The sequence below is a fragment of the Paraburkholderia solisilvae genome (assembly GCF_902859875.1).
Lineage (GTDB): Bacteria > Pseudomonadota > Gammaproteobacteria > Burkholderiales > Burkholderiaceae > Paraburkholderia > Paraburkholderia solisilvae.
The window spans coordinates 88,160-107,972 of record NZ_CADIKF010000018.1 but is presented as its reverse complement, the minus strand read 5'-3'; the positions used below and the strand labels follow the sequence as shown (position 1 = coordinate 107,972).

Sequence of the window (19,813 nt, the reverse complement as noted above, 5' to 3'; positions counted from 1 at the left end):
AACGCCGGCCCGGCATACTGAAGCGAGTGACGATATGTACAATTTACCTGATGAACGAGGCCATTTCGGCCAATATGGCGGCGTGTTCGTCGCCGAAACCTTGATGCATGCGCTCGAAGAACTGCGCATCGCATACGAGAAATCCCAGAAAGACGCAGACTTCATCGCCGAATATCAGCGCGAACTGAAGCACTTCGTCGGCCGTCCTTCGCCGATTTATCACGCGCAGCGCTGGAGCCAACTGCTCGGCGGCGCGCAGATTTATCTGAAGCGCGAGGACTTGAACCATACCGGCGCCCACAAGGTGAACAACGTGATCGGCCAGGCGCTGCTCGCCAAACGCATGGGCAAGCCGCGTGTGATCGCGGAAACGGGCGCCGGCCAGCACGGCGTGGCGACCGCGACGATTGCGGCGCGCTTCGGTATGGAATGCGTGGTTTATATGGGCGTGGAAGATGTCCATCGTCAGGCCGCGAACGTGTACCGCATGAAGCTGCTTGGCGCGACGGTGGTGCCGGTCGAATCCGGCTCGCGCACGCTGAAAGATGCGCTGAACGAAGCAATGCGCGACTGGGTGACCAACGTCGAAAACACCTTCTACATCATCGGCACGGTGGCCGGCCCGCACCCGTATCCGATGATGGTGCGCGACTTCCAGCGCGTGATCGGCGACGAATGCAAGGTGCAGATGCCCGAACTCGCCGGCCGCCAGCCGGATTCGGTAATCGCGTGCATTGGCGGTGGTTCGAACGCGATGGGCATCTTTTACCCGTATATTGACGACAAATCGGTGCAACTGATCGGTGTGGAAGCGGCCGGCGACGGCATCGACACCGGGCGTCACGCCGCGTCGCTGACCGGCGGCACGCCGGGCGTGCTGCACGGTAACCGCACGTATCTGCTGCAGGACGAAAACGGGCAGATCATCGAGACGCATTCGATCTCGGCGGGTCTCGACTACCCGGGTGTGGGCCCCGAGCACGCGTGGCTCAAAGATAGCGGCCGCGCGCAATACGTCAGCATCACCGACGAAGAAGCGCTGAAGGCGTTCCACGATTGCTGCCGGATCGAAGGCATCATCCCGGCGCTCGAATCGAGCCACGCGCTTGCGTATGCGACCAAACTCGCGCCGACGCTGCCGAAGGACAAGATCCTGCTGGTCAACCTGTCGGGCCGCGGCGACAAGGACATGCACACGGTCGCCGAGCGATCGGGTATCAAGTTCTGAGCGCCGCGGTGATGCGCGACGAGTTCGACGAATCGCAACCGGCGCTCGACACGGCTGCGGCAGAGACGGGGCAAGCGGCGCCGGCCGCTCCTGTGCCTATGGCGCAGCCGGATGCGCAACCGCGGGTGGCGCACGAGCGCTCCCCGGTTATGCAGGCCGCCGTCCCCGCGCAGCTGCTGCCGACGCCGGCTACGATCGAACTTCGCAACCGCGATTTCCTGACCGATGCGGCGAACCTGCCGGACCAGTCGATCGACCTGATCCTCGCCGATCCGCCGTACGGGCTCGGCAAGGACTACGGCAACGATTCGGACATGCGTTCGGGCGACGATTTTCTCGCATGGACGCGCGAGTGGCTGGAACTGGCTGTTCCGAAGCTCAAGCCGTCCGGTTCGCTGTATATCTTTTGCACGTGGCAGTACGCGCCGGAAATCTTCTGCTTTCTGAAGACGAAGCTCACGATGGTCAACGAGATCATCTGGGACCGGCGCGTGCCGAGCATGGGCGGCACCACGCGGCGTTTCACGTCGGTGCACGACAACATCGGTCTCTTCGCGCTGTCGAAAGATTATTACTTCGATCTCGATCCCGTCCGTATCCCGTACGATGCGGTCACGAAGAAGGCGCGTTCGCGCAAGTTGTTCGAAGGCAGCAAGTGGCTCGAGATGGGCTACAACCCCAAAGACGTCTGGTCGGTGTCGCGCCTGCATCGGCAACATGCCGAGCGGGTCGCGCATCCGACGCAAAAGCCGTTGGAGATCGTCGAGCGGATGGTGCTCGCGAGTTGCCCGCCGGGCGGCCGCGTGCTCGATCCGTTCATGGGGAGCGGCACCACCGCGGTTGCCTGCGCGCGGCAGCAGCGCCAGTTCGTTGGCTATGAAATTAACGAAAGTTACTGCGCGATAGCGCGAGAACGCGTCAGTTTGGCGGCGGCATCGGTTGCGTCGGTGGCGGCGGTTTGAGCTGATCCAGCCGCCCGAAACAACCGCAAACCCGAGGCTGGCCATGCCGCCGGCAAAAGCGCAGTCAATCGACTTCGAGAAAATTGAATATGTCCCGAATTAACCAGATATTTGCGGCATTGGCCGCACAGAAGCGCAAAGGGCTGATCCCGTTCATCACCGCGGGCGATCCCGATCCGGCGCGCACCGTCGAATTCATGCATGCGCTCGTCGCAGGCGGTGCGGATGTGATCGAACTCGGCGTGCCGTTCTCCGACCCGATGGCGGACGGCCCCGTCATCCAGCGTTCGTCGGAGCGCGCGCTCGCCAAGGGCGTCACGCTGCGCGACGTGCTGGCCGACGTGAAGCGCTTTCGCGAGCGCGACGACAAAACGCCGATCGTGCTGATGGGCTACGCGAACCCGATCGAGCGGATCGGCGCCGACGCGTTCGCCAAAGCCGCAAAAGAAGCCGGCGTGGACGGCGTGCTGGTAGTCGACTATCCGCCCGAAGAGTGCGCACCGTTCGCCGACACAATGAAGGCGGCCGGCATCGATCCGATCTTCCTGCTCGCGCCGACATCGACCGACGAGCGCATCGCCGCGGTCGGCCGCATCGCGAGCGGCTACGTGTATTACGTGTCGTTGAAAGGTGTGACCGGTGCGGCGCATCTGGACGTTCTTGATATTGCAGGTAAAATCCCGGCCATCAAGTCGCGGGTGCCGCTGCCGGTCGGAGTCGGATTCGGCATTCGCGATGCGCAATCGGCGCGTGCAGTGGCGGAAATCTCGGATGCGGTCGTGATCGGCAGCCGGATCGTCAATCTGCTCGAAGACGCGGCCCCCGACGCCGCCGCTGAAGCGCTGACCCGCTTTATCAGGGAAATCCGTCAGGCCATCGACGCGATCGGCGCAGGCGCTCGCACAGGCGCCTGATCACGCCACCGACCAACAGTAGAAATCGGTCATCGGAACGCTTTATGCGCATATCGTGCGATAAAGCGTCCTGAAGACCCGGAGAAAATCAATATGAGCTGGCTCGATAAACTGCTGCCGCCGAAAATCAAGCAAACCGATCCGAAAAGCCGCAAGGGCATTCCGGAAGGGCTGTGGATCAAATGCCCGTCGTGCGAGGCCGTGCTGTATCGCAACGACGTCGAGGCGAATCTGCACGTCTGTCCGAAGTGCGACCACCATATGCGGATCGGCGCGCGCGAGCGGCTCGACGGGCTGCTCGATGCGGAAGGTCGCTATGAGATCGGCCAGGAAATCCTGCCGGTCGACGCGCTCAAGTTCAAGGACAGCCGCAAGTATCCGGACCGCCTGAAAGAGGCGATCGACGAAACCGACGAAACCGACGCGATGGTCGTGATGGGCGGCGCGATTCATACGTTGCCGGTGGTGGTCGCGTGTTTCGAGTTCTCGTTTATGGGCGGCTCGATGGGCTCGGTGGTCGGCGAACGTTTCGCGCGCGGCGCGCAGAATGCGATCGAGCAGCATGTGCCGTTTATCTGCTTTACCGCATCGGGCGGCGCGCGCATGCAGGAAAGCCTGCTGTCGCTGATGCAGATGGCGAAAACCACCGCAATGCTGACGCGTCTCGCCGAGGCCAAGCTGCCGTTTATCTCGGTGCTGACCGATCCGACGATGGGCGGCGTATCGGCGAGCTTCGCGTTCCTGGGGGATGTCGTGATCGCGGAGCCGAAGGCGCTGATCGGCTTCGCCGGCCCGCGCGTGATCGAACAGACGGTGCGCGAGAAGCTGCCGGAAGGATTCCAGCGAGCCGAATTCCTGCTGCAGAAAGGCGCGGTGGACATGATCGTCGACCGCCGCAAGCTGCGTGCAGAACTCGCGCAACTGATGGCGCTGCTGACGCGCCAGCCGGCGGACGCGGTCGCCTGATTTCGCGAAGGCGCCGCCGTTGGGTTGTGCGACGCGGCGCGAATAACCGCGATAGCGCTGGTGCTGGAGACGGCGACGCATGCGTGCGATTGCGCCCGGCGTGCACACAAGCAAGCAGATAGCGGCGCTGCGCCGCCGCGACAGAACAACGCGCCGCTGACGGCAGTCAAGCGGCGCGTTGTCGTTTCCGGGATAATTTGCGACCCGCACTTCCGTTTCATCCGATGACCACATTCCCCACCCTCAACGCGTGGCTCACGCATCTCGAAACTGCGCATCCCGTCGGCATCGATATGGGCCTCGAGCGGATCAGCCGGGTCCGCGATGCCTTGCAGTTGACGTTCGCGTGCCCGGTGATCACCGTCGGCGGCACCAACGGTAAAGGGTCGACCTGCGCGATTCTCGAGTCGATCCTGCTGCGCGCCGGCTATACGGTCGGCTGCCACACGTCGCCGCATCTGCTGGCGTTCAACGAGCGTGCGCGCGTGAACGGCCAGCTTGCCAGCGACGCCGAACTGCTTCCACACTTCGAAGCCGTCGAAAAGGCGCGCACGAGCCTCGCCGATCCGCCGTCGCTCACCTACTTCGAGTTCACGACGCTCGCGATCATGCAGCTGTTCGCATCGCGCGGCCTCGACGCGGTGATCATGGAAGTGGGCCTCGGCGGCCGCCTCGACGCGGTCAATATCCTCGATACCGATTGCGCGATCATCACGAGCATCGACATCGATCACACCGAATACCTCGGCGATACGCGCGAGAAAATCGCGTTCGAGAAGGCCGGCATTTTCCGCGCGGGCAAGCCGGCGATTTGCGCCGACCCGCTGCCGCCGCAGACGTTGATCGATCATGCGCAGACGATCGGCGCGGATCTATGGTTGTTCGGGCGGGATTTCCGCTACGAAGGGCAGGCGGGCAGCGAGCGTCAGCAGTGGAATTACGTGGGCCGCACGCTGCGGCGCTCGGCGCTCGCGTATCCGGCGCTACGCGGTGCGAACCAGCTGATCAACACATCGGCGGCGCTCGCAGGGCTCGAAGCGCTGCGCGACCGGCTGCCGGTCTCCGCGCAGGACATCCGTCTCGGCCTTGCGAACGTCGAGTTGCCCGGCCGCTTCCAAGTGTTGCCCGGCAAGCCGTCCATTGTGCTCGACGTCGGCCACAACCCGCACGCTGCGGCCGTACTCGCGCAAAATCTCGGCAATATGGGCTATTTTCCGTACACTTACGTGGTGTTCGGGTCCATGCGAGATAAAGACATCGCCAGCGTGGTCGCTCATCTGAAGGATGAAGTCGACCACTGGTGCGTGACCGACCTGCCGACGCCGCGCGGCGCCTCGGCGGTGGAACTGGAGCGCACGCTGCACGATGCCGGTATCGGCGACGGTCCGGACAGCAGCATCACCCGCTTTGCTTCACCCTCGGAAGCTTTTCAGGATGCGCTAAAACGGGCGTCCGGCAATGATAGAATCGTGGTCTTCGGCAGTTTCTTTACCGTTGCGGGTGTGATGGCCTATCGGAAATCGCAGCAACACTGAACGCGGGCAGCCTCGAACCAAGGCATCCATGGGAATTTTCTCGTTCGGCAAAAAAGACGACGCGTCCAATCGGCGCGGCGCACCTACCAGTTCTAAACGGGGCTCAAGCGGGGTCGATCGTAGCGAGCGCGTCGAAAGACGGACCCGGCGTGCCGAACGGGCCGGCGACGCGGATGCGATGCTGCTCGATCCCACCTTGCCGGAAAAGCAGCGGGCGCGCCGACGCCTCGTCGGCGCAATTGCGCTGGTCGTCGCGGCAGTCGTCATTCTGCCGATGGTGCTCGATTCGCACCCGAAACCCGTCACCGACGATATTTCAATCGATATTCCGAGCCGCCCCGTGTCGCGGGCGCGCACGCAGGATCCGCAAGACACCCAGGCGGGCGTCGCGCCTGACAATCCGGCCGTGCCGGCGGAAACCGGCACCGGCGCGACGGCAGGCGTGCAGGGCGCGTCGAGTCTGTCGGCCTCGTCAGCGCGGGCGACTGCCGCAGCCGGTTCGTCCGGCCACACGGCGACGCAAGACGCGGCAACAGCACAAGCGCAGGCTCAAACACAAGCTTCTGGCAAATGGCAACAAGCGCCAGTCACGGCAGCGAACACCGCGCCCACGGCGGCTAAACCGGCCGCGAAGTCTGGCCAGACCGCCGCGGCGGCGAGCACACCCGCCAGATCGTCGGCGGCCGAAACCGCCGCGAACGCAAGACAAAGCACGACCCAAAACACCACGCAAAGCGCAACCGCGGCGCAGACCGATTCCGGCACGCCGGCGGCGCCTCCGGGCAGCCGCTTCGCGGTGCAACTGGGTTCGTTCCCCGATGACGCGAGCGCCCGCAACTGGGCCGCCAGGTTGAAAGCAGCGGGCGTACCCGCATATACCGAGCGCCGGAAACAGGCCGACGGCTCGGTGCACACGCTATTGCGCGCAGGTCCGTTCGCGGACCGCGCCGCGGCGTCGGCGGCCATCGCGAAGGTTCGCGAAGTCGGCTTGACGTCGGGCGCGAACAACGGTTCGGCCCAATAAGCCGGTGATGTTCACTGCGTTCGACTACGCTGTTATGGCGGTGATTGCGCTGTCGGCGCTGCGCGGCACGTGGCGCGGCTTTCTGTCCGAGATTTTCGGGTTGATCGGCTGGATCGCGGCATTTCTGATTGCCTGTCGCTTTGTCAGCTTCGTCGTACCGTACATGCCGGAGCATTGGCCAGGCGGCGCGTTGACCCAGTGGCTGCTCGCGTTTGCGCTCATCGTGATCGGCGTGATGCTGGTGGCGGGCGTGGCCAACGCCTTGCTCAGCCGGCTGGTGCAGGTGTCGGGGTTGAGCGGTATCGATCGCTCGCTCGGATTGATGTTCGGCCTCCTGCGCGGGGTCATTCTGGTGCTGATTCTGGTCGCTCTCGCGGGCTTGACCGAACTGCCCCAGCAGGAATTCTGGCGCAATGCGTTGCTGCGGCCGTATGCGGAGCAGGGCGTGCGTGAGTTGAAGCCGTTGCTTCCCGACGCGATTGCCGCGTACGTCCGCGTATAGCGGATCAGAGCCGGCGAGCGGCGATCGGGTCCAACCGGTTTCGCGAAGCGCGGCAATGGCAGGCGCGAGCCGGCCGCCGTAACGAATTTCGTACCTTTGAAGGACATGCCATGTGCGGCATCGTAGGCGTAGTTTCCCAATCCCCGGTCAACCAGCTAATCTATGACAGCCTGCTGCTCCTGCAGCACCGCGGTCAGGACGCTGCCGGCATCGCAACGGCGGACGGCAGCAACTTCCATATGCACAAGGCGAACGGCATGGTGCGCGACGTGTTCCGCACGCGCAACATGCGCAGTCTGCCCGGCACGATCGGCATCGGCCAGGTGCGCTACCCGACGGCGGGTTCCGCGTCGAGCGAGGAGGAAGCGCAGCCGTTCTACGTGAACGCGCCGTTCGGCATCATCCTCGCGCACAACGGCAACCTGACCAACTGGCCGCAGTTGAAAGACGAGATGTTCCGCGTCGATCGCCGCCACATCAATACGAATTCCGATACCGAAGTGCTGCTCAACGTGTTCGCGCACGAATTGCAGCTCGCGAGCTCCGGTCTGCAGCTCGACCCGCCGGCGCTGTTCAAGGCCGTGTCGGGCGTGCATCGGCGGGTGCGCGGCTCGTACGCGATCGTCTCGCTGATCGCGGACTACGGCCTCGTCGGTTTCCGCGATCCGTTCGGCATCCGTCCGCTGTGCATCGGCAAGCTCGAAACCGACCACGGCACCGAATGGATGCTCGCGTCGGAGTCGGTCGCGCTCGAAGGCATCGGCTTCGAATTCGTGCGTGACGTGCAACCGGGCGAGGCGATCTTTATCGACGTCGAAGGCAATTTCCACGCGCAGCAGTGCGCGACGAACGCGACGCTGAACCCGTGCATTTTCGAACTCGTGTATCTCGCGCGTCCGGATTCGGTGCTCGACGGCGTGCCGGTTTACAACGCGCGTCTGCGCATGGGCGACTATCTGGCCGAGAAGATCAAACGTGTGCTGCCGGCGGATATGAAGATCGATGTCGTGATGCCGATTCCCGATTCGTCCCGCCCGGCCGCGATGCAGGTGGCGGCGAAGCTCGGCGTCGAGTATCGCGAAGGCTTCTTCAAGAACCGCTATGTGGGCCGCACGTTCATCATGCCGGGCCAGGCGGTACGCAAGAAGTCGGTGCGCCAGAAGCTGAACGCGATGGGCATCGAGTTCAAGGGCAAGAACGTGCTGATCGTCGACGATTCGATCGTGCGCGGCACGACGTCGCACGAAATCGTGCAGATGGCGCGCAATGCGGGCGCGAACAAGGTGATCTTCGCGTCGGCGGCGCCGCCGGTGAAGTACCCGAACGTGTACGGCATCGATATGCCGACGCGCGGCGAACTGGTCGCGCACGGCCGCTCCGACGACGAAGTTGCGCGCATGATCGGCGCGGATTATCTGGTGTACCAGGACGTCGACGCGCTGAAGAGCGCGGTGCGCGACATCAATCCGGCGCTGAAGGAATTCGAGGCATCGTGCTTCGACGGCAACTACATCACCGGCGATGTGACCAGCGAATACCTCGACGGCGTCGAGCTCGCGCGCCTCGCGCCGTCCGCGCAATCGGACCGTGATGCAGCGAGTGACGCGATGGACGGCGGCACCACGCGCTCGCAGCTGCACTTGCAGCTGTCGGTCGAATGACGAGGTGTTAGAATCCGAGCTTGCGTCGATTTGAGTTCAGCTTGCGGACGCGGGGCGGCCTGATCGGGCCACCCGAAACAGCTAAAGTGAACGGCGTCAGCGAAAGCGCCGCCTACGCTCGAAGCTTCCCGCACATACAGCCCGCTTATGCCGACGCAAAGCGGGCTTTTTGTTGCCGCTGCCGGAAGAATGCAAACGGAACGCAAACGGCAGCCGGCGTGAATCAACGGAAACAGAACGAACATGGACGACAACTTCAATTTCGACACCCTCGCGGTACGTTCGGGCACGCTGCGCAGCGACTTTGGCGAGCATTCGGAAGCGCTGTTCCTGACCTCGAGCTTCGTGTTTGCGAATGCCGCCGAAGCGGCCGAGCGCTTCAAGAATTCGGAAGACTCATACACGTACTCGCGCTTCACGAACCCGACTGTGACGATGTTCCAGGACCGGCTCGCGGCGCTCGAAGGCGGTGAGGCGTGCATGGCGACCGCATCGGGAATGAGCGCGATTCTCTCGGTGGTGATGTCGGCGATGCAGGCGGGCGATCACCTCGTCAGCTCGCAGAGCCTGTTCGGTTCGACGCTCGGCATGTTCTCGCAGATCTTCAGCAAGTTCGGCATTACGACGACCTTCGTCGATCCGACCGATCTCGACGCATGGAAAAACGCGGTGCGTCCGGAAACGAAAATGTTTTTCCTCGAAACGCCGTCGAACCCGCTGACCGAAGTCGCCGATATCGAAGCGATCGGCAAGATCGCGAAGGCGGCGAACGCGCTGTTCGTCGTCGATAACTGCTTCTGCAGCCCGGCGCTGCAGCAGCCGCTGAAACTGGGCGCCGACGTCGTGATGCATTCCGCGACGAAGTTTCTCGACGGCCAGGGCCGCGTGCTGGGCGGCGCGCTGGTCGGCTCGAAGCAGTTCATCATGGAAAAGGTGTTTCCGTTCGTGCGCAGCGCCGGTCCGACGCTATCCGCGTTCAACGCATGGGTGCTACTGAAGGGAATGGAAACGCTATCGCTGCGCGTCGAGCGTCAGTCGGCGAACGCCATGGCGATTGCGCGCTGGCTCGAAATGCATCCGGCGGTGAAGCGCGTGTTCTATCCGGGCCTCGAATCGCATCCGCAATACGCGATTGCGAAGCGTCAGCAGAAGGCGGGCGGCGCGATCCTGTCATTCGATCTGAAGGGCGATACGCCGGACGCGCAGCGCGCGAGCGCATGGCGCGTGATCGACAACGCGAAGATCTGCTCGATCACCGCCAATCTTGGCGATACGCGCACGACGATCACGCATCCTGCGACCACGACGCACAGCCGCATCACGCCGGAAGCGCGCGCCGCGGCAGGCATTACCGAAGGGCTGATTCGTCTTGCGGTCGGTCTGGAGGATGCGGCCGATATTCGCACGGATCTCGAGCGCGGCCTGAACGCGGGCGTTTGAAGCGCGGCTGAACGCGTGATGTGATGGCCTGGCGTCGTGCAACGCGGCGCCAGGCCACAAGCGACAAAGCCAAAGAAGCGACGAAGCCAAAGAAGCGACAAAGCCAAAGAAGCGACAAAGCCAAAGAAGCGACGAAGCCAAAGAAGCGACGAAGCCAAAGAAGCGACGAAGCCAAAGAAGCGACGAAGCCAAAGAAGCGACAAAGCCAAAGAAGCGACAAAGCCAAAGAAGCGACAAAGCCAAAGAAGCGACAAAGCCAGAGAAGCAGTCGAAGCCACCGCCGCACCACGCGCACGAACGAACATCGCGGTTCGCATCAACGTGGGCAGTGAAGACAAAGCAGAGCAACTAAGCAGCGCAACAAACCGCAGGAAAACCAGCGAAACCGCACTCAGTGACGCAACGCGCGCCACTGCCCAGGCGCAATCCCGAAGCGGCGCGTAAACGCATGCGTATACGCGCTCTGATCGCCAAACCCGACATCGAGCGCGACATCCGACAGCGAACGCCGCGGATCGACGAGCAGCGTCATCGACGTATCGAGCCTCAGACGCTGCAGATAACGATGCGGCGTCTCGCCGAACGCCTCAATAAAAAGCTGATGAAACCGCCGCAATCCGAAGCCGCAATGCGCGGCGAGATCGCCGATACGCAACGGCTCGGAAAGATGCGCGCGCAACCAGCGGTCGATACGCGCAAAGTCGAGGCCCGTGGCCGCCTGCGCATCCGCCGCGCCCGTCGCCGCGCTGCCGGCGCCTTGCACGAGCGCCGCACACAGTTGCGCGGCCGCACCCCAATTGAAGCGGCGCAGCGCTGCCGCGCCATCGTCCGCGTGCGCATCGCCTGACGCGCACAGGGCAACCTGGCCGACCAGCCGCATCAATCCGCTGTCGATATCGAAGGTTTTCGCGCGATCGAAGAGCCGCGCGGGCACCGCAAGCGACGCGACCGGCAAGTCGAGCACGAGCTGGCGGTTTTCGCCGATGCCCGCATAATCGTGCCGCGCGCCGGCCGGGACCAGCCATGCGGAGCGCCGGTCGATCTCGCGCTCGATGCCGTCGACCGCCATCACCATCGAGCCGTCGAGGCCGAGCACGATCTGATGGAAGTCGTGCAGGTCCGACGCCTCGGTCGGGCTGAAGCGCCGCAACGAAACGCTCGGCGACGCGACGGTGACAGGACGGCTGGCCATGAACTGCGTGCCTGTGACGCTCAGGCCTCGAGCAGTTCGACTTCGAACACGAGCGTCGCATTCGGCGGAATCACGCCGCCCGCGCCGCGCGGGCCGTAGCCGAGCTGAGGCGGAATCGTCAGACGGCGCACGCCGCCCACCTTCATTCCTTGCACGCCTTCGTCCCAGCCCTTGATCACCATCCCGCCGCCGAGCACGAACGCGAACGGGTCGTTGCGGTCCTTGCTCGAGTCGAATTTCTGGCCGTCGGTGAGCCAGCCGGTGTAGTGAACGCTGACCGTTTGGCCCGCGTGCGCTTCAGCGCCGGTGCCTTCGGTCAGATCTTCGTATTTCAGGCCGGATTCGGTGGTCACGGTCGGCATAAGTTGCTCCATTGAGGGTCGATCGAAACCGGTATTGTAGGCGCGTTGTGTGTACGCCGCGAACCAGGCGTGTCGTGCGTTCTTGCGCGAGGGCCTTGCCTATAATGTTGGCTAGCCATTCGAACCACGAACCGCTTATAAGGATGTCGATCGTGACCACGCATTCCCCAGCAGGCAGCAGCGAAGAGCCGGGCGTACCCGGCAACGCTGCATCGGAACGCGCCGCTCGCTTATGTGCGCAGACCGCGCTTTTCATGCGCGATCACGTGCTGTCGCTTGTTTCTCATGATCTACGCAGCCCGCTGAACGCGATCCATAGCTGGGCCTACGTGCTCGAGCGCAAGGTCGATGGCGCCGATGCGACCGCGCAGCGCGCGCTCGCCGGCATTCGCAGCGGCGTCGAGCAGCAGGTGCAATTGCTCGAATCGATCGTCGATACGACGCGCGCCGAGACCAAAAACCTCGCGCTCGATCGCGAGCGCTTTGAACTGCGGCCACTCGTCGATACGACCGTGATCGACGTGCGCGACATGCTCGCGCAGCAGCGCGGCGTGAGGCTCATGCTGGAGACGCCGCTCGCCGCGGAGCAACTGGACGGCGACCGCGAGCGCGTGGCGGCGGCGTTGTGGCTGATGCTGACATTCGCGACCGAAGCGAGCGCGCAACATTCGACGGTGGTGCTGGAGACGCGCGCGGACACGTCGATGTGGCACGCGGTCGCGACGTTCACCGCGGCGCCCGACGCGCTCGAAGACGCATCGCTGCCGCATCTGCTCGAAATGTTCGCGCGCAGGCAGGCGTGCGAGCCACGCGAGTCGGGGCGCATCGCGTGGGTGCTCGCGCTGTGCAAACGCGTGGCCGAGGCGCATGAAGGCGCGTTCGAACAGGGCGAGCTTGTCGACGGGCAGCCGGTGAAGCTGTCGCTGCGCATACCGTTGAATGCGGGATGAACGGCGAGCCTGCGCCTTCGATAGTTGCGCGCGCACACTTATTCGCCACAGCGTCCCTGCAAGCAGAACACGCGGCTGATTTTTGCGCGACGCGCGCGCGGTGTATTCGTGCGCGTCCTCCGGACGCCCATCTCCTTGCGGGTCACGCGGGTCGCGCGGGTCACACGGCGGCGGGCCGTTCAAGGCCACCCGCGCACTCAACGCATGCGCCACGACCCGCGCATCGCGCGAGACCGGGTGCCTCCACGAACCCCTTTTACCAGCCGGTCACGCTCTATACTGACGACTTTTGTCGCCGGAGCCCGTCGCTTTGATCCAGGTTGTCGCCCTTATCGGTGCATTGCTGCTCGTCGCCCTCAATGGTTTTTTCGTGGCGGCCGAGTTCGGCCTCGTGAAGCTGCGGCAAACGCGCGTGCAGACGCTCGCGCAAAAGCATGGCGTACGCGGCAGGCTGCTCGCGACCGTGCATCGCCGGCTCGACGCGTATCTGTCCGCGTGTCAGCTCGGCATCACGCTCGCGTCGCTCGGGCTCGGCTGGATCGGCGAGCCGGCATTCGCTGATTTACTGACGCCGGTGTTCAGGCTGCTCAGCATCGAGTCCGAACGGCTGATTCACGGCATCTCGCTGTTCTTCGCGTTTTCGTGCATTTCGTTTCTGCATATCGTGGTCGGCGAGCTTGCGCCGAAGTCGCTGGCGATCCGCCAGGCCGAGAAAATTTCATTGTGGGTCGCGTTGCCGCTCTACGCGTTCTATTGGGCGATGTACCCGGCGATCTGGGTGCTGAACACGAGCGCGAATGCGGTGCTGCGCATCGCGGGCCTCTCGGCGGATCACGGCGGCGATACGCACTATTCGAACGAAGAGCTGAAGCTGATCTTGCGCGCGCGCCGCACGAGCATCTCCGATGAAATCGAACTGCCGGGCCGCACGTATAGCCCGGACGAATGGAACACGATCGCGCACTCGCTGGATTTTTCGCGCATGACCGTGTCCGACCTGATGCGGCCCGCGCACGAGCTGGTCAGCCTGCGGCGCGATCTGTCATGGCGCGACAATATGCAGATCGTCGCGCGGCATCGCTTCAGCCGCTACCCGCTCTTCGAAGACGCGACGGGCGAACGCGTCGCCGGCACGATTCACCTGAAGGATCTGCTGCTGGCGCGGCATGCGGGCCGCTCGCTCGACGATCTGTCGAAGTACGTGCGCCCCGTGCAATACGTGAAGCCCGATATGCCCGCGCTCGAACTGTTTCGCCGCTTTCGCAAGGGCGCGCCGCATCTGGCGCTGGTGGGGCACAAGCACGCGAAGCCGAGCGGCTTCCTGACGCTCGACAACCTGCTCGGCGCACTGGTCGGCCAGATTCATGACGAATTCCGCCAGGGCGATCAGGACTGGACGCGCCTCGACGACGGCACCTTGATGGGCAAAGGCAGCTTGCCGGTGGTGTCGCTCGAGCGGGCGCTCGGCATCGATATCGACGAAGGCCGCGCGGAGTCGGTCGGCGGTCTGGTCATCCAGGCGCTGCGCGATTTGCCGGCCGAAGGGCAGCGCGTCGAGTTCGAGCGTTTCGACATCGTAGTGAAGAAGATGAGCGGGCCGCGCATTGTGCTCGTGCGCGTCTATCCGAAGGAGTTCGACGACGAAGGGGGGTGAAGCGCGGGCGCTGCGGCGCATTGAACTTCACCGCGCGCGGGTATGCGCCGGCGCATGCAGCGCGGCGCGTGGCGCATGACGGGCGGCGTGTCCACACGCACAGATGCGAATCCACGCGCGCGTCACACCAACTTCGGCCAGCACGGGCGATGAGCATCGACGTCAACGCATCGGGCAGGTACAGCAGGTAATCGCATGCCGCTTGGCGCCTCGCGCGTCCACACGCACAGATGCAAATCACGCGCGCGGCACACCATCCTCGACCAGCACGGCGATGGGCATCGACGTCAGCGCGTCGCGCAGGTACAGCAGGCCGTCGTCTTCCACCTTCGGCGCGGCCGGGCTGACCCAATCGAACATTGCGCGCGCAACCAGTTCTTCCGGCATCCGCACGGCGGTGTCTTCCCAGCGGGCCGGCTCGACGAGCGGTAAATCGCTTTGCGCGTGATCGCCCGCGTTGGCCTCGGCATCGGCGTCGACGTTGGCAGGAGCGGCTGCGCTTCCAAGCAACGGCACAGCAAGACGCGTCGCAATCACCACCGCCCATGCATTGCCATGCCGCCGGGCAAATGCGATGACCCGCTCCGCGTGCGCGCCTTGCACCCCGAGCGGCAAGTACGTGCCATGACTCAGCAACTCGGGCAGATGCGCACGCAGCGCCAGCATGCGCTGCACGATCGCGAGCTTCACACGTCCATCGCGCCAGCTGGCGAGAAACCCGGATGGTGGCTTTTCCGCGAGCAGCGCGGCGCGCCGCGCGAAGTCGACCGGCCGCCGGTTATCCGGATCGACGAGGCTGAAGTCCCATAGTTCGGTGCCCTGATAGAGATCCGGCACACCCGGCGACGCGAGCCGCAAAATGGTCTGCTGCATGCTGTTGACCGCGCCTGCGCGGCCGATTCGCGCGACGAACGCGCACAGTTCGCGCAGAAACCCGTCGCGCCGCTGCGGCGCGAGGATGTCGAGCAGAAACGCACGGCACGCGTTTTCATACGCTTCATCCGGCGCGAACCAGTTGGTGCGCAGCTTCGCTTCACGCAGCGCCTTCAATTGCCATTGCGCGACGCGCTCGGCAAGCGCCGCGATGCCGGCTTCGTCGTCGGCCGTCAGATCCGGCGGCCAGCAACCGACCAGCGTCTGGTACAGCATCGCTTCCGCAGCAGGGCCGGGCGCCCAGTCTTCGGTAAGCGCGTCGACGATCGTATCGCCGTCGGGCGCGCGCCGCAGCGGTGTATTCAACGTGGACCACGCACGCAACGTCGCGCTCCACTCGTCCGCAATTTCGCTGAGCACCGCGAGCCGCGCGCGCACGTCTTCGCCGCGCTTGTGATCGTGTGTCGCGGTGACCAGCATCGCATGCGGAAAACGTCGCGCGCGTTCGAGATTGCCTGCATGAAACTGCGCGACCGATAACGCGAACTCTCCCGGGTCCGCGCCGACTTCATTGCGCGACAGCAGCCGTCCATAGCGATAACACGCGGTATCTTCGATCGACTTTGCCGCAACCGGCGCCGTCAGTTGCGAGAACAACGTCTGCACAGTGCGGCGCGCCGCTGCGGCATGATTGAACGCTCCCACCGCCGCGCCTTGCGGTGGCGTTACGCCGCCGCGCAGGCTGGCCGGCTCGCGCAGGCTCGCGGGTTCGTCGGCGCCGCTGCCGAGCCATGCATCGACCTGTTCGAGCACGCGACGATCCGCGCTCGACAGCGTCTGCCGCGCGCCGTCCAGCGCCCGCTCGAAGAACACATTGTCGGCCGCGCTGCGCAGGCCGTTCTGCGGATAGATCCGGTAGACCGGAAAATGCGCGGCAAGCTCGCCGACGACACGCCGGATCGACGTGTAAGTGAAGTCGCGCGTGGCAAGGTGATCGCGTGCAATGCGATGCACGGCACGCGCCGCGCGGTCCAGTTCGGCCGCCAGGTTCTCGGTCAGCATCTTGCGGCGCGCGGCCAGCGCTTCGTCGGCAAATGCCGCGCTGCGCCCGCTGATCGCGGCCCACGCCGCGGCAAGCGGTTGCGCGCCGCGCGGATCGTGCAGCAGCGCGCCGACGTCGTTCATAAAGTCATAGCCGGTCGTGCCGTCCACTGGCCAGTCGTCGCGCAGCGCCTCGCCGCGCGCCAGAATCTTTTCGACGACGATATACGGCGCGCCTTCACGCAATTCCGACAGCCGTTGCCGCAGACGCTGGCAATATTCGCGCGGCTCGGCGAGGCCGTCGATATGATCGATCCGCACGCCGTCGATCACCCCGTCCGCGTACAGACGAAACACCAGCGCATGTACCGCGTCGAACACCTCGGGCCGCTCGACGCGTACCGCCGCGAGCGTGCTGATATCGAAGAAGCGCCGCCAGTTCACTTCGTCGGCTGCGGTGCGCCACCATGCGAGGCGGAAATGCTGACGCTCGAGCAGCCGATGCAGATGATCGCGCGTGACCGGGTCTTCGGGCGCATGCGTTTGCAGCACGAACTCGATCGGCGCGCGGCCGTGCTGCTTCGCAAAGTCGCGCAGCGCGTCGCACGCCTGCGCGGCACGCGGTTGATCCGCGGGCTGCGTGGTCAGGCCGCGAAAGCGCTCGGCCAGCGCAGTGAGGTCGGCGCGCTCGGCCGTCTGCAACAGCGTCGCGTAGTCGACCGGGCATACCGGGCACAGGTGGTCGCCATACCCGATGTTGAAGCGGCCGGTGTCCGCGTCGAAGCGCAGCGCGATGCGGCCCGCGGCGAGCTCGTCGCCGTACGGCGCGCCAAGACACGGCAGCAGCACCTTGCCGCGCAGTGCAGGGTCCGGCGAATGCCAATCGACGTCGAAATGGCGCGCGTACGCGCTATGCCGCCCCCACTCGAGAATGTCGCGCCACCACGCATTGTGCGCACCGGAACCGGCGACGCCCATATGGTTCGGCACCACGTCGACGATCAATCCCATGCCGCGCTCGTGCAGCTTGTCAGCGAGCTTTTTCAACGCCGCTTCGCCGCCGCATTCGGCGCTGACCTGCGTGTAGTCGACCGTATCGTAGCCGTGCATCGAGCCCGGCGCCGCGGTGGTCACCGGCGACGCATACAGATGGCTGATGCCGAGCGCGGCGAAGTATTCGATATGCGCGAGCGCATCGTCGAAGGTGAAGCCCCGATGGAACTGGAGCCTGAGCGTGGAGCGCGGGACAGTCATGGCGTATTCGGCAACGAGGAAGCGGAAGATCCGGAAGAAGCGGCGGCGCCGGTAGCGGAGGCGCCAGTCGGAGCGGGCGGCCCCGCTGCGGCCGCGCGCGCCTGATCGACTGCGCGCAGGCGATCGCAGAAGGTTGCATCCTCAAACAGTGCGTCGACGGGTTGCATCACGCGGCGACGCCAGTTCGGATGCTCGTCGATCGAGCCCGGCAGATTCGGTTGCTCTTCGAGCGCCAGCAGATCTTCGAGCGGATAAGTGACGAGCGGCGACGGTGTTGCGGCGACAAACGCGAGCGCTTCGTCGACCGGCGCCTGATCGGGCGGCGGCGCCGCGACACCGTGTGCGGCGACGCCCGCCTGCTGGAACGCGCGCCACAGCGCTTCGCGGTCCGCCGCGCGTTCCGCCTGCGCGGCTTCGACCGGGTCGCAGCCGTCGCTGCGCGGCATCGTCTGGCCGATCCGGTTGCGCCACATGATGTCTTCGCCTTCCCACCAGCCGGCCACGGTCGGCAGATCGTGCGTGGTGGTGGTCGCGGCCGCATTGCGGTCCCACGCGGACGGCGGCAGAAAGCCGTCTTCTTCAGGCATGCGCTCGAACCACAACACACGGATGCCGGACAGGCCATGATCGGCGAGCCGCTCGCGAAAGCCGGGCGGCACGGTGCCGAGGTCTTCGCCGATCACGATCGCGCGATGCCGCCACGATTCGAGCGCGATCAGCCGCAGCAGGTCGTCGAGCGGATAGCGCAAATACGCGCCGTTTTTCGCGCGTTCGCCTTCGGGCACGAGCCACAGGCGGCGCAAGCCGAGGATATGATCGATGCGCACGCCGCCCGCGTGGGCGAACACCGTGCGCAGCATGTCGATAAACGCCGCGAAGCCCTGATTGCGCATCGCGCGCGGCGAGAAGGTGGTGAGTCCCCACGCCTGGCCCGCCTGATTGAACAGATCCGGCGGCGCACCGACCGACACGCCGTGCAGCATATCGTCGCGATACGACCATGCATGACTGCCCGCGCTGTCGCAACCGACCGCGAGGTCCGCGATCAGGCCGACCGCCATGCCCGCGTCGCGCGCCGCGTGCTGCGCATGCGATAGCCCTTTGGCCGCGAGCCATTGCAGGAACAGGTGAAATTCCACTTCATGCCGATGCTCGTTCGCGAATGCCTCGACTTCAGCGCTGCGCGGATCGCGCAACGGCTCGGGCCATTTGCGCCAGTAGCCTTCGCCGTCCGGTTGCGCAAGCTGATAGGCGTGCAGCGCCTCGAAGCGCGCATGATCTTCGAGCGCGCGGCCGCCGCGCGTACAGAAGCCGTGAAATTCCAGTGCGCGCGGCAAATCCTGCGCGCGGTCGTGCTCGCAGAAATGCTCGAACAGCACACGCAGCACTTTCAGCCTGAGCGGCGTCGCGGCGGGCCAGTCGATCAGCGGCAGTGTTTCGAGCTGCTGCCAGGCCGGGCCGGCTTGCGCGGCTTCGATTGCATCACGCGCGGCTTGCGCGCCGAACACGGCGGCCGGATCGATATGCGCGACGTTCAAACACAAACGCGACGACGGCGCATATGGGCTGAAACGCTCCGGCAGCGCGCTGAACATCGCATGCGTCGGGCTCACCGCCAGCGCATGCGCACCGCGTTTCGCGCTTTCGATCGCGAGAGTCGCAAGCGCGGTGTAGTCGCCGATCCCGCCATCGCCGGCGCGGCGCAGTCCGTAAATCTGCGCGGCGATGCCCCAAAGCGGCGGCGTCGGCTTCGCGTCATTCCGGTTCGCATTGGTTGCCTGCATCGTGCGCCACGCGTCGGCGACCGTATAACAGCGCGTGGGCGCGACGGCGAGCGTCATCCGATGCTCGTTGATGACGAGCGTGTGATAACCGGCTTCATCGATCGGCGCGAGCAATGCGGCTTCGCCTTTCGGCGCCGTGAAGCGTCCATCGATCAACGCACCGCTTTCGAGTTCGATCCGGTAGCGGCTGCCGGACTTGATCGCCGCGGCGGGCAGCGCGATGCCGCGCCCGCATTCGGCGGTCATCAGCGGCGGCAGCTTGCGGCCGGACAGTTCCGCCTCGAGCGCGCTCGCGCTCTGGCGAACCTGTGCGGCGCTGGAGCACAACAGGCCCATTCGTTCGAGCAGCGCGGTGAGCGTGGTATCGGGTACGCGCTGCATGACCTGATGCGCGTTTTGCCATTCGACTTCGAAGCCGGCGCGTGTCGCGAGGCTCGCAATCGATTCGCTGGGGCGGCGGGCAGCATTCAC

16 protein-coding genes are annotated in these 19,813 nt (G+C 64.9%); 12 read left to right on the top strand and 4 right to left on the bottom strand.

Going from position 1 to position 19,813, the window contains the following annotated elements; translation table 11 throughout:
* The first annotated feature begins 34 nt into the window (after nucleotides 1–34).
* The 10 genes from trpB (at nucleotide 35) to HV675_RS13425 (ending at nucleotide 10,564) form a co-directional block, all read left to right on the top strand.
* Nucleotides 35–1,228, top strand: a complete 1,194-nt coding sequence (gene trpB, locus HV675_RS13470) for a tryptophan synthase subunit beta (RefSeq protein ID WP_175111411.1) — start codon at nucleotides 35–37, stop codon at nucleotides 1,226–1,228.
* 11 nt (nucleotides 1,229–1,239) lie between these two features.
* Nucleotides 1,240–2,190: a DNA-methyltransferase gene (locus HV675_RS13465; protein WP_175111410.1), complete on the top strand. Its 951-nt coding sequence runs from the start codon at nucleotides 1,240–1,242 to the stop codon at nucleotides 2,188–2,190.
* A gap of 89 nt (nucleotides 2,191–2,279) precedes the next feature.
* Nucleotides 2,280–3,104: a tryptophan synthase subunit alpha gene (gene trpA, locus HV675_RS13460; RefSeq protein ID WP_175111409.1), complete on the top strand. Its 825-nt coding sequence runs from the start codon at nucleotides 2,280–2,282 to the stop codon at nucleotides 3,102–3,104.
* 93 nt (nucleotides 3,105–3,197) lie between these two features.
* On the top strand, nucleotides 3,198–4,070 hold the full coding sequence (accD, locus tag HV675_RS13455) for an acetyl-CoA carboxylase, carboxyltransferase subunit beta (RefSeq protein WP_175111408.1): 873 nt from the start codon (nucleotides 3,198–3,200) through the stop codon (nucleotides 4,068–4,070).
* A gap of 224 nt (nucleotides 4,071–4,294) precedes the next feature.
* Nucleotides 4,295–5,605: a bifunctional tetrahydrofolate synthase/dihydrofolate synthase gene (folC, locus tag HV675_RS13450; RefSeq protein WP_175111407.1), complete on the top strand. Its 1,311-nt coding sequence runs from the start codon at nucleotides 4,295–4,297 to the stop codon at nucleotides 5,603–5,605.
* Nucleotides 5,606–5,633: 28 nt separating this feature from the next.
* Nucleotides 5,634–6,629 carry an SPOR domain-containing protein gene (locus HV675_RS13445; RefSeq protein WP_175111406.1) on the top strand — a complete coding sequence of 332 codons (996 nt, stop codon included), beginning with the start codon at nucleotides 5,634–5,636 and terminating at the stop codon, nucleotides 6,627–6,629.
* 7 nt (nucleotides 6,630–6,636) lie between these two features.
* Nucleotides 6,637–7,131: a CvpA family protein gene (locus HV675_RS13440; RefSeq protein ID WP_175111405.1), complete on the top strand. Its 495-nt coding sequence runs from the start codon at nucleotides 6,637–6,639 to the stop codon at nucleotides 7,129–7,131.
* Between the two features lie 110 nt (nucleotides 7,132–7,241).
* Nucleotides 7,242–8,792, top strand: coding sequence for an amidophosphoribosyltransferase (gene purF / locus HV675_RS13435; protein WP_175111404.1), 1,551 nt, complete (start codon nucleotides 7,242–7,244; stop codon nucleotides 8,790–8,792).
* A gap of 243 nt (nucleotides 8,793–9,035) precedes the next feature.
* The gene (locus tag HV675_RS13430) at nucleotides 9,036–10,232 is read left to right on the top strand and encodes an O-succinylhomoserine sulfhydrylase (protein WP_175111403.1); all 1,197 of its coding nucleotides are present in this window, start codon (nucleotides 9,036–9,038) and stop codon (nucleotides 10,230–10,232) included.
* Between the two features lie 23 nt (nucleotides 10,233–10,255).
* A complete protein-coding gene (locus tag HV675_RS13425) occupies nucleotides 10,256–10,564 on the top strand; it encodes a hypothetical protein (RefSeq protein WP_175111402.1) in 309 nt (102 codons plus the stop codon).
* 59 nt (nucleotides 10,565–10,623) lie between these two features.
* Here the strand turns inward: HV675_RS13425 and HV675_RS13420 are convergent, their stop codons facing one another.
* Both HV675_RS13420 and HV675_RS13415 read right to left on the bottom strand, forming a co-directional pair.
* Entirely contained in the window at nucleotides 10,624–11,448 is an 825-nt protein-coding gene (locus HV675_RS13420; protein WP_377700607.1) for a helix-turn-helix domain-containing protein, read from the bottom strand.
* On the bottom strand, nucleotides 11,445–11,786 hold the full coding sequence (locus tag HV675_RS13415; RefSeq protein ID WP_175111400.1) for an FKBP-type peptidyl-prolyl cis-trans isomerase: 342 nt from the start codon (nucleotides 11,784–11,786) through the stop codon (nucleotides 11,445–11,447). The genes HV675_RS13420 and HV675_RS13415 overlap by 4 nt, the downstream gene beginning before the upstream one ends.
* 143 nt (nucleotides 11,787–11,929) lie before the next feature.
* Between HV675_RS13415 and HV675_RS13410 the strand changes: the two genes are divergently transcribed.
* On the top strand, nucleotides 11,930–12,736 hold the full coding sequence (locus HV675_RS13410; protein ID WP_175111399.1) for a sensor histidine kinase: 807 nt from the start codon (nucleotides 11,930–11,932) through the stop codon (nucleotides 12,734–12,736).
* Nucleotides 12,737–13,046: 310 nt separating this feature from the next.
* Nucleotides 13,047–14,390 (top strand): hemolysin family protein, encoded by a 1,344-nt coding sequence (locus HV675_RS13405; RefSeq protein ID WP_175111398.1) that lies wholly within the window; start codon nucleotides 13,047–13,049, stop codon nucleotides 14,388–14,390.
* 237 nt (nucleotides 14,391–14,627) lie between these two features.
* Here the strand turns inward: HV675_RS13405 and treY are convergent, their stop codons facing one another.
* Nucleotides 14,628–17,558 (bottom strand): malto-oligosyltrehalose synthase, encoded by a 2,931-nt coding sequence (treY, locus tag HV675_RS13400; protein ID WP_175111397.1) that lies wholly within the window; start codon nucleotides 17,556–17,558, stop codon nucleotides 14,628–14,630.
* Nucleotides 17,555–19,813 (bottom strand): 4-alpha-glucanotransferase, encoded by a 2,259-nt coding sequence (gene malQ / locus HV675_RS13395; RefSeq protein ID WP_175111396.1) that lies wholly within the window; start codon nucleotides 19,811–19,813, stop codon nucleotides 17,555–17,557. Before malQ ends, treY begins: the two co-directional genes overlap by 4 nt.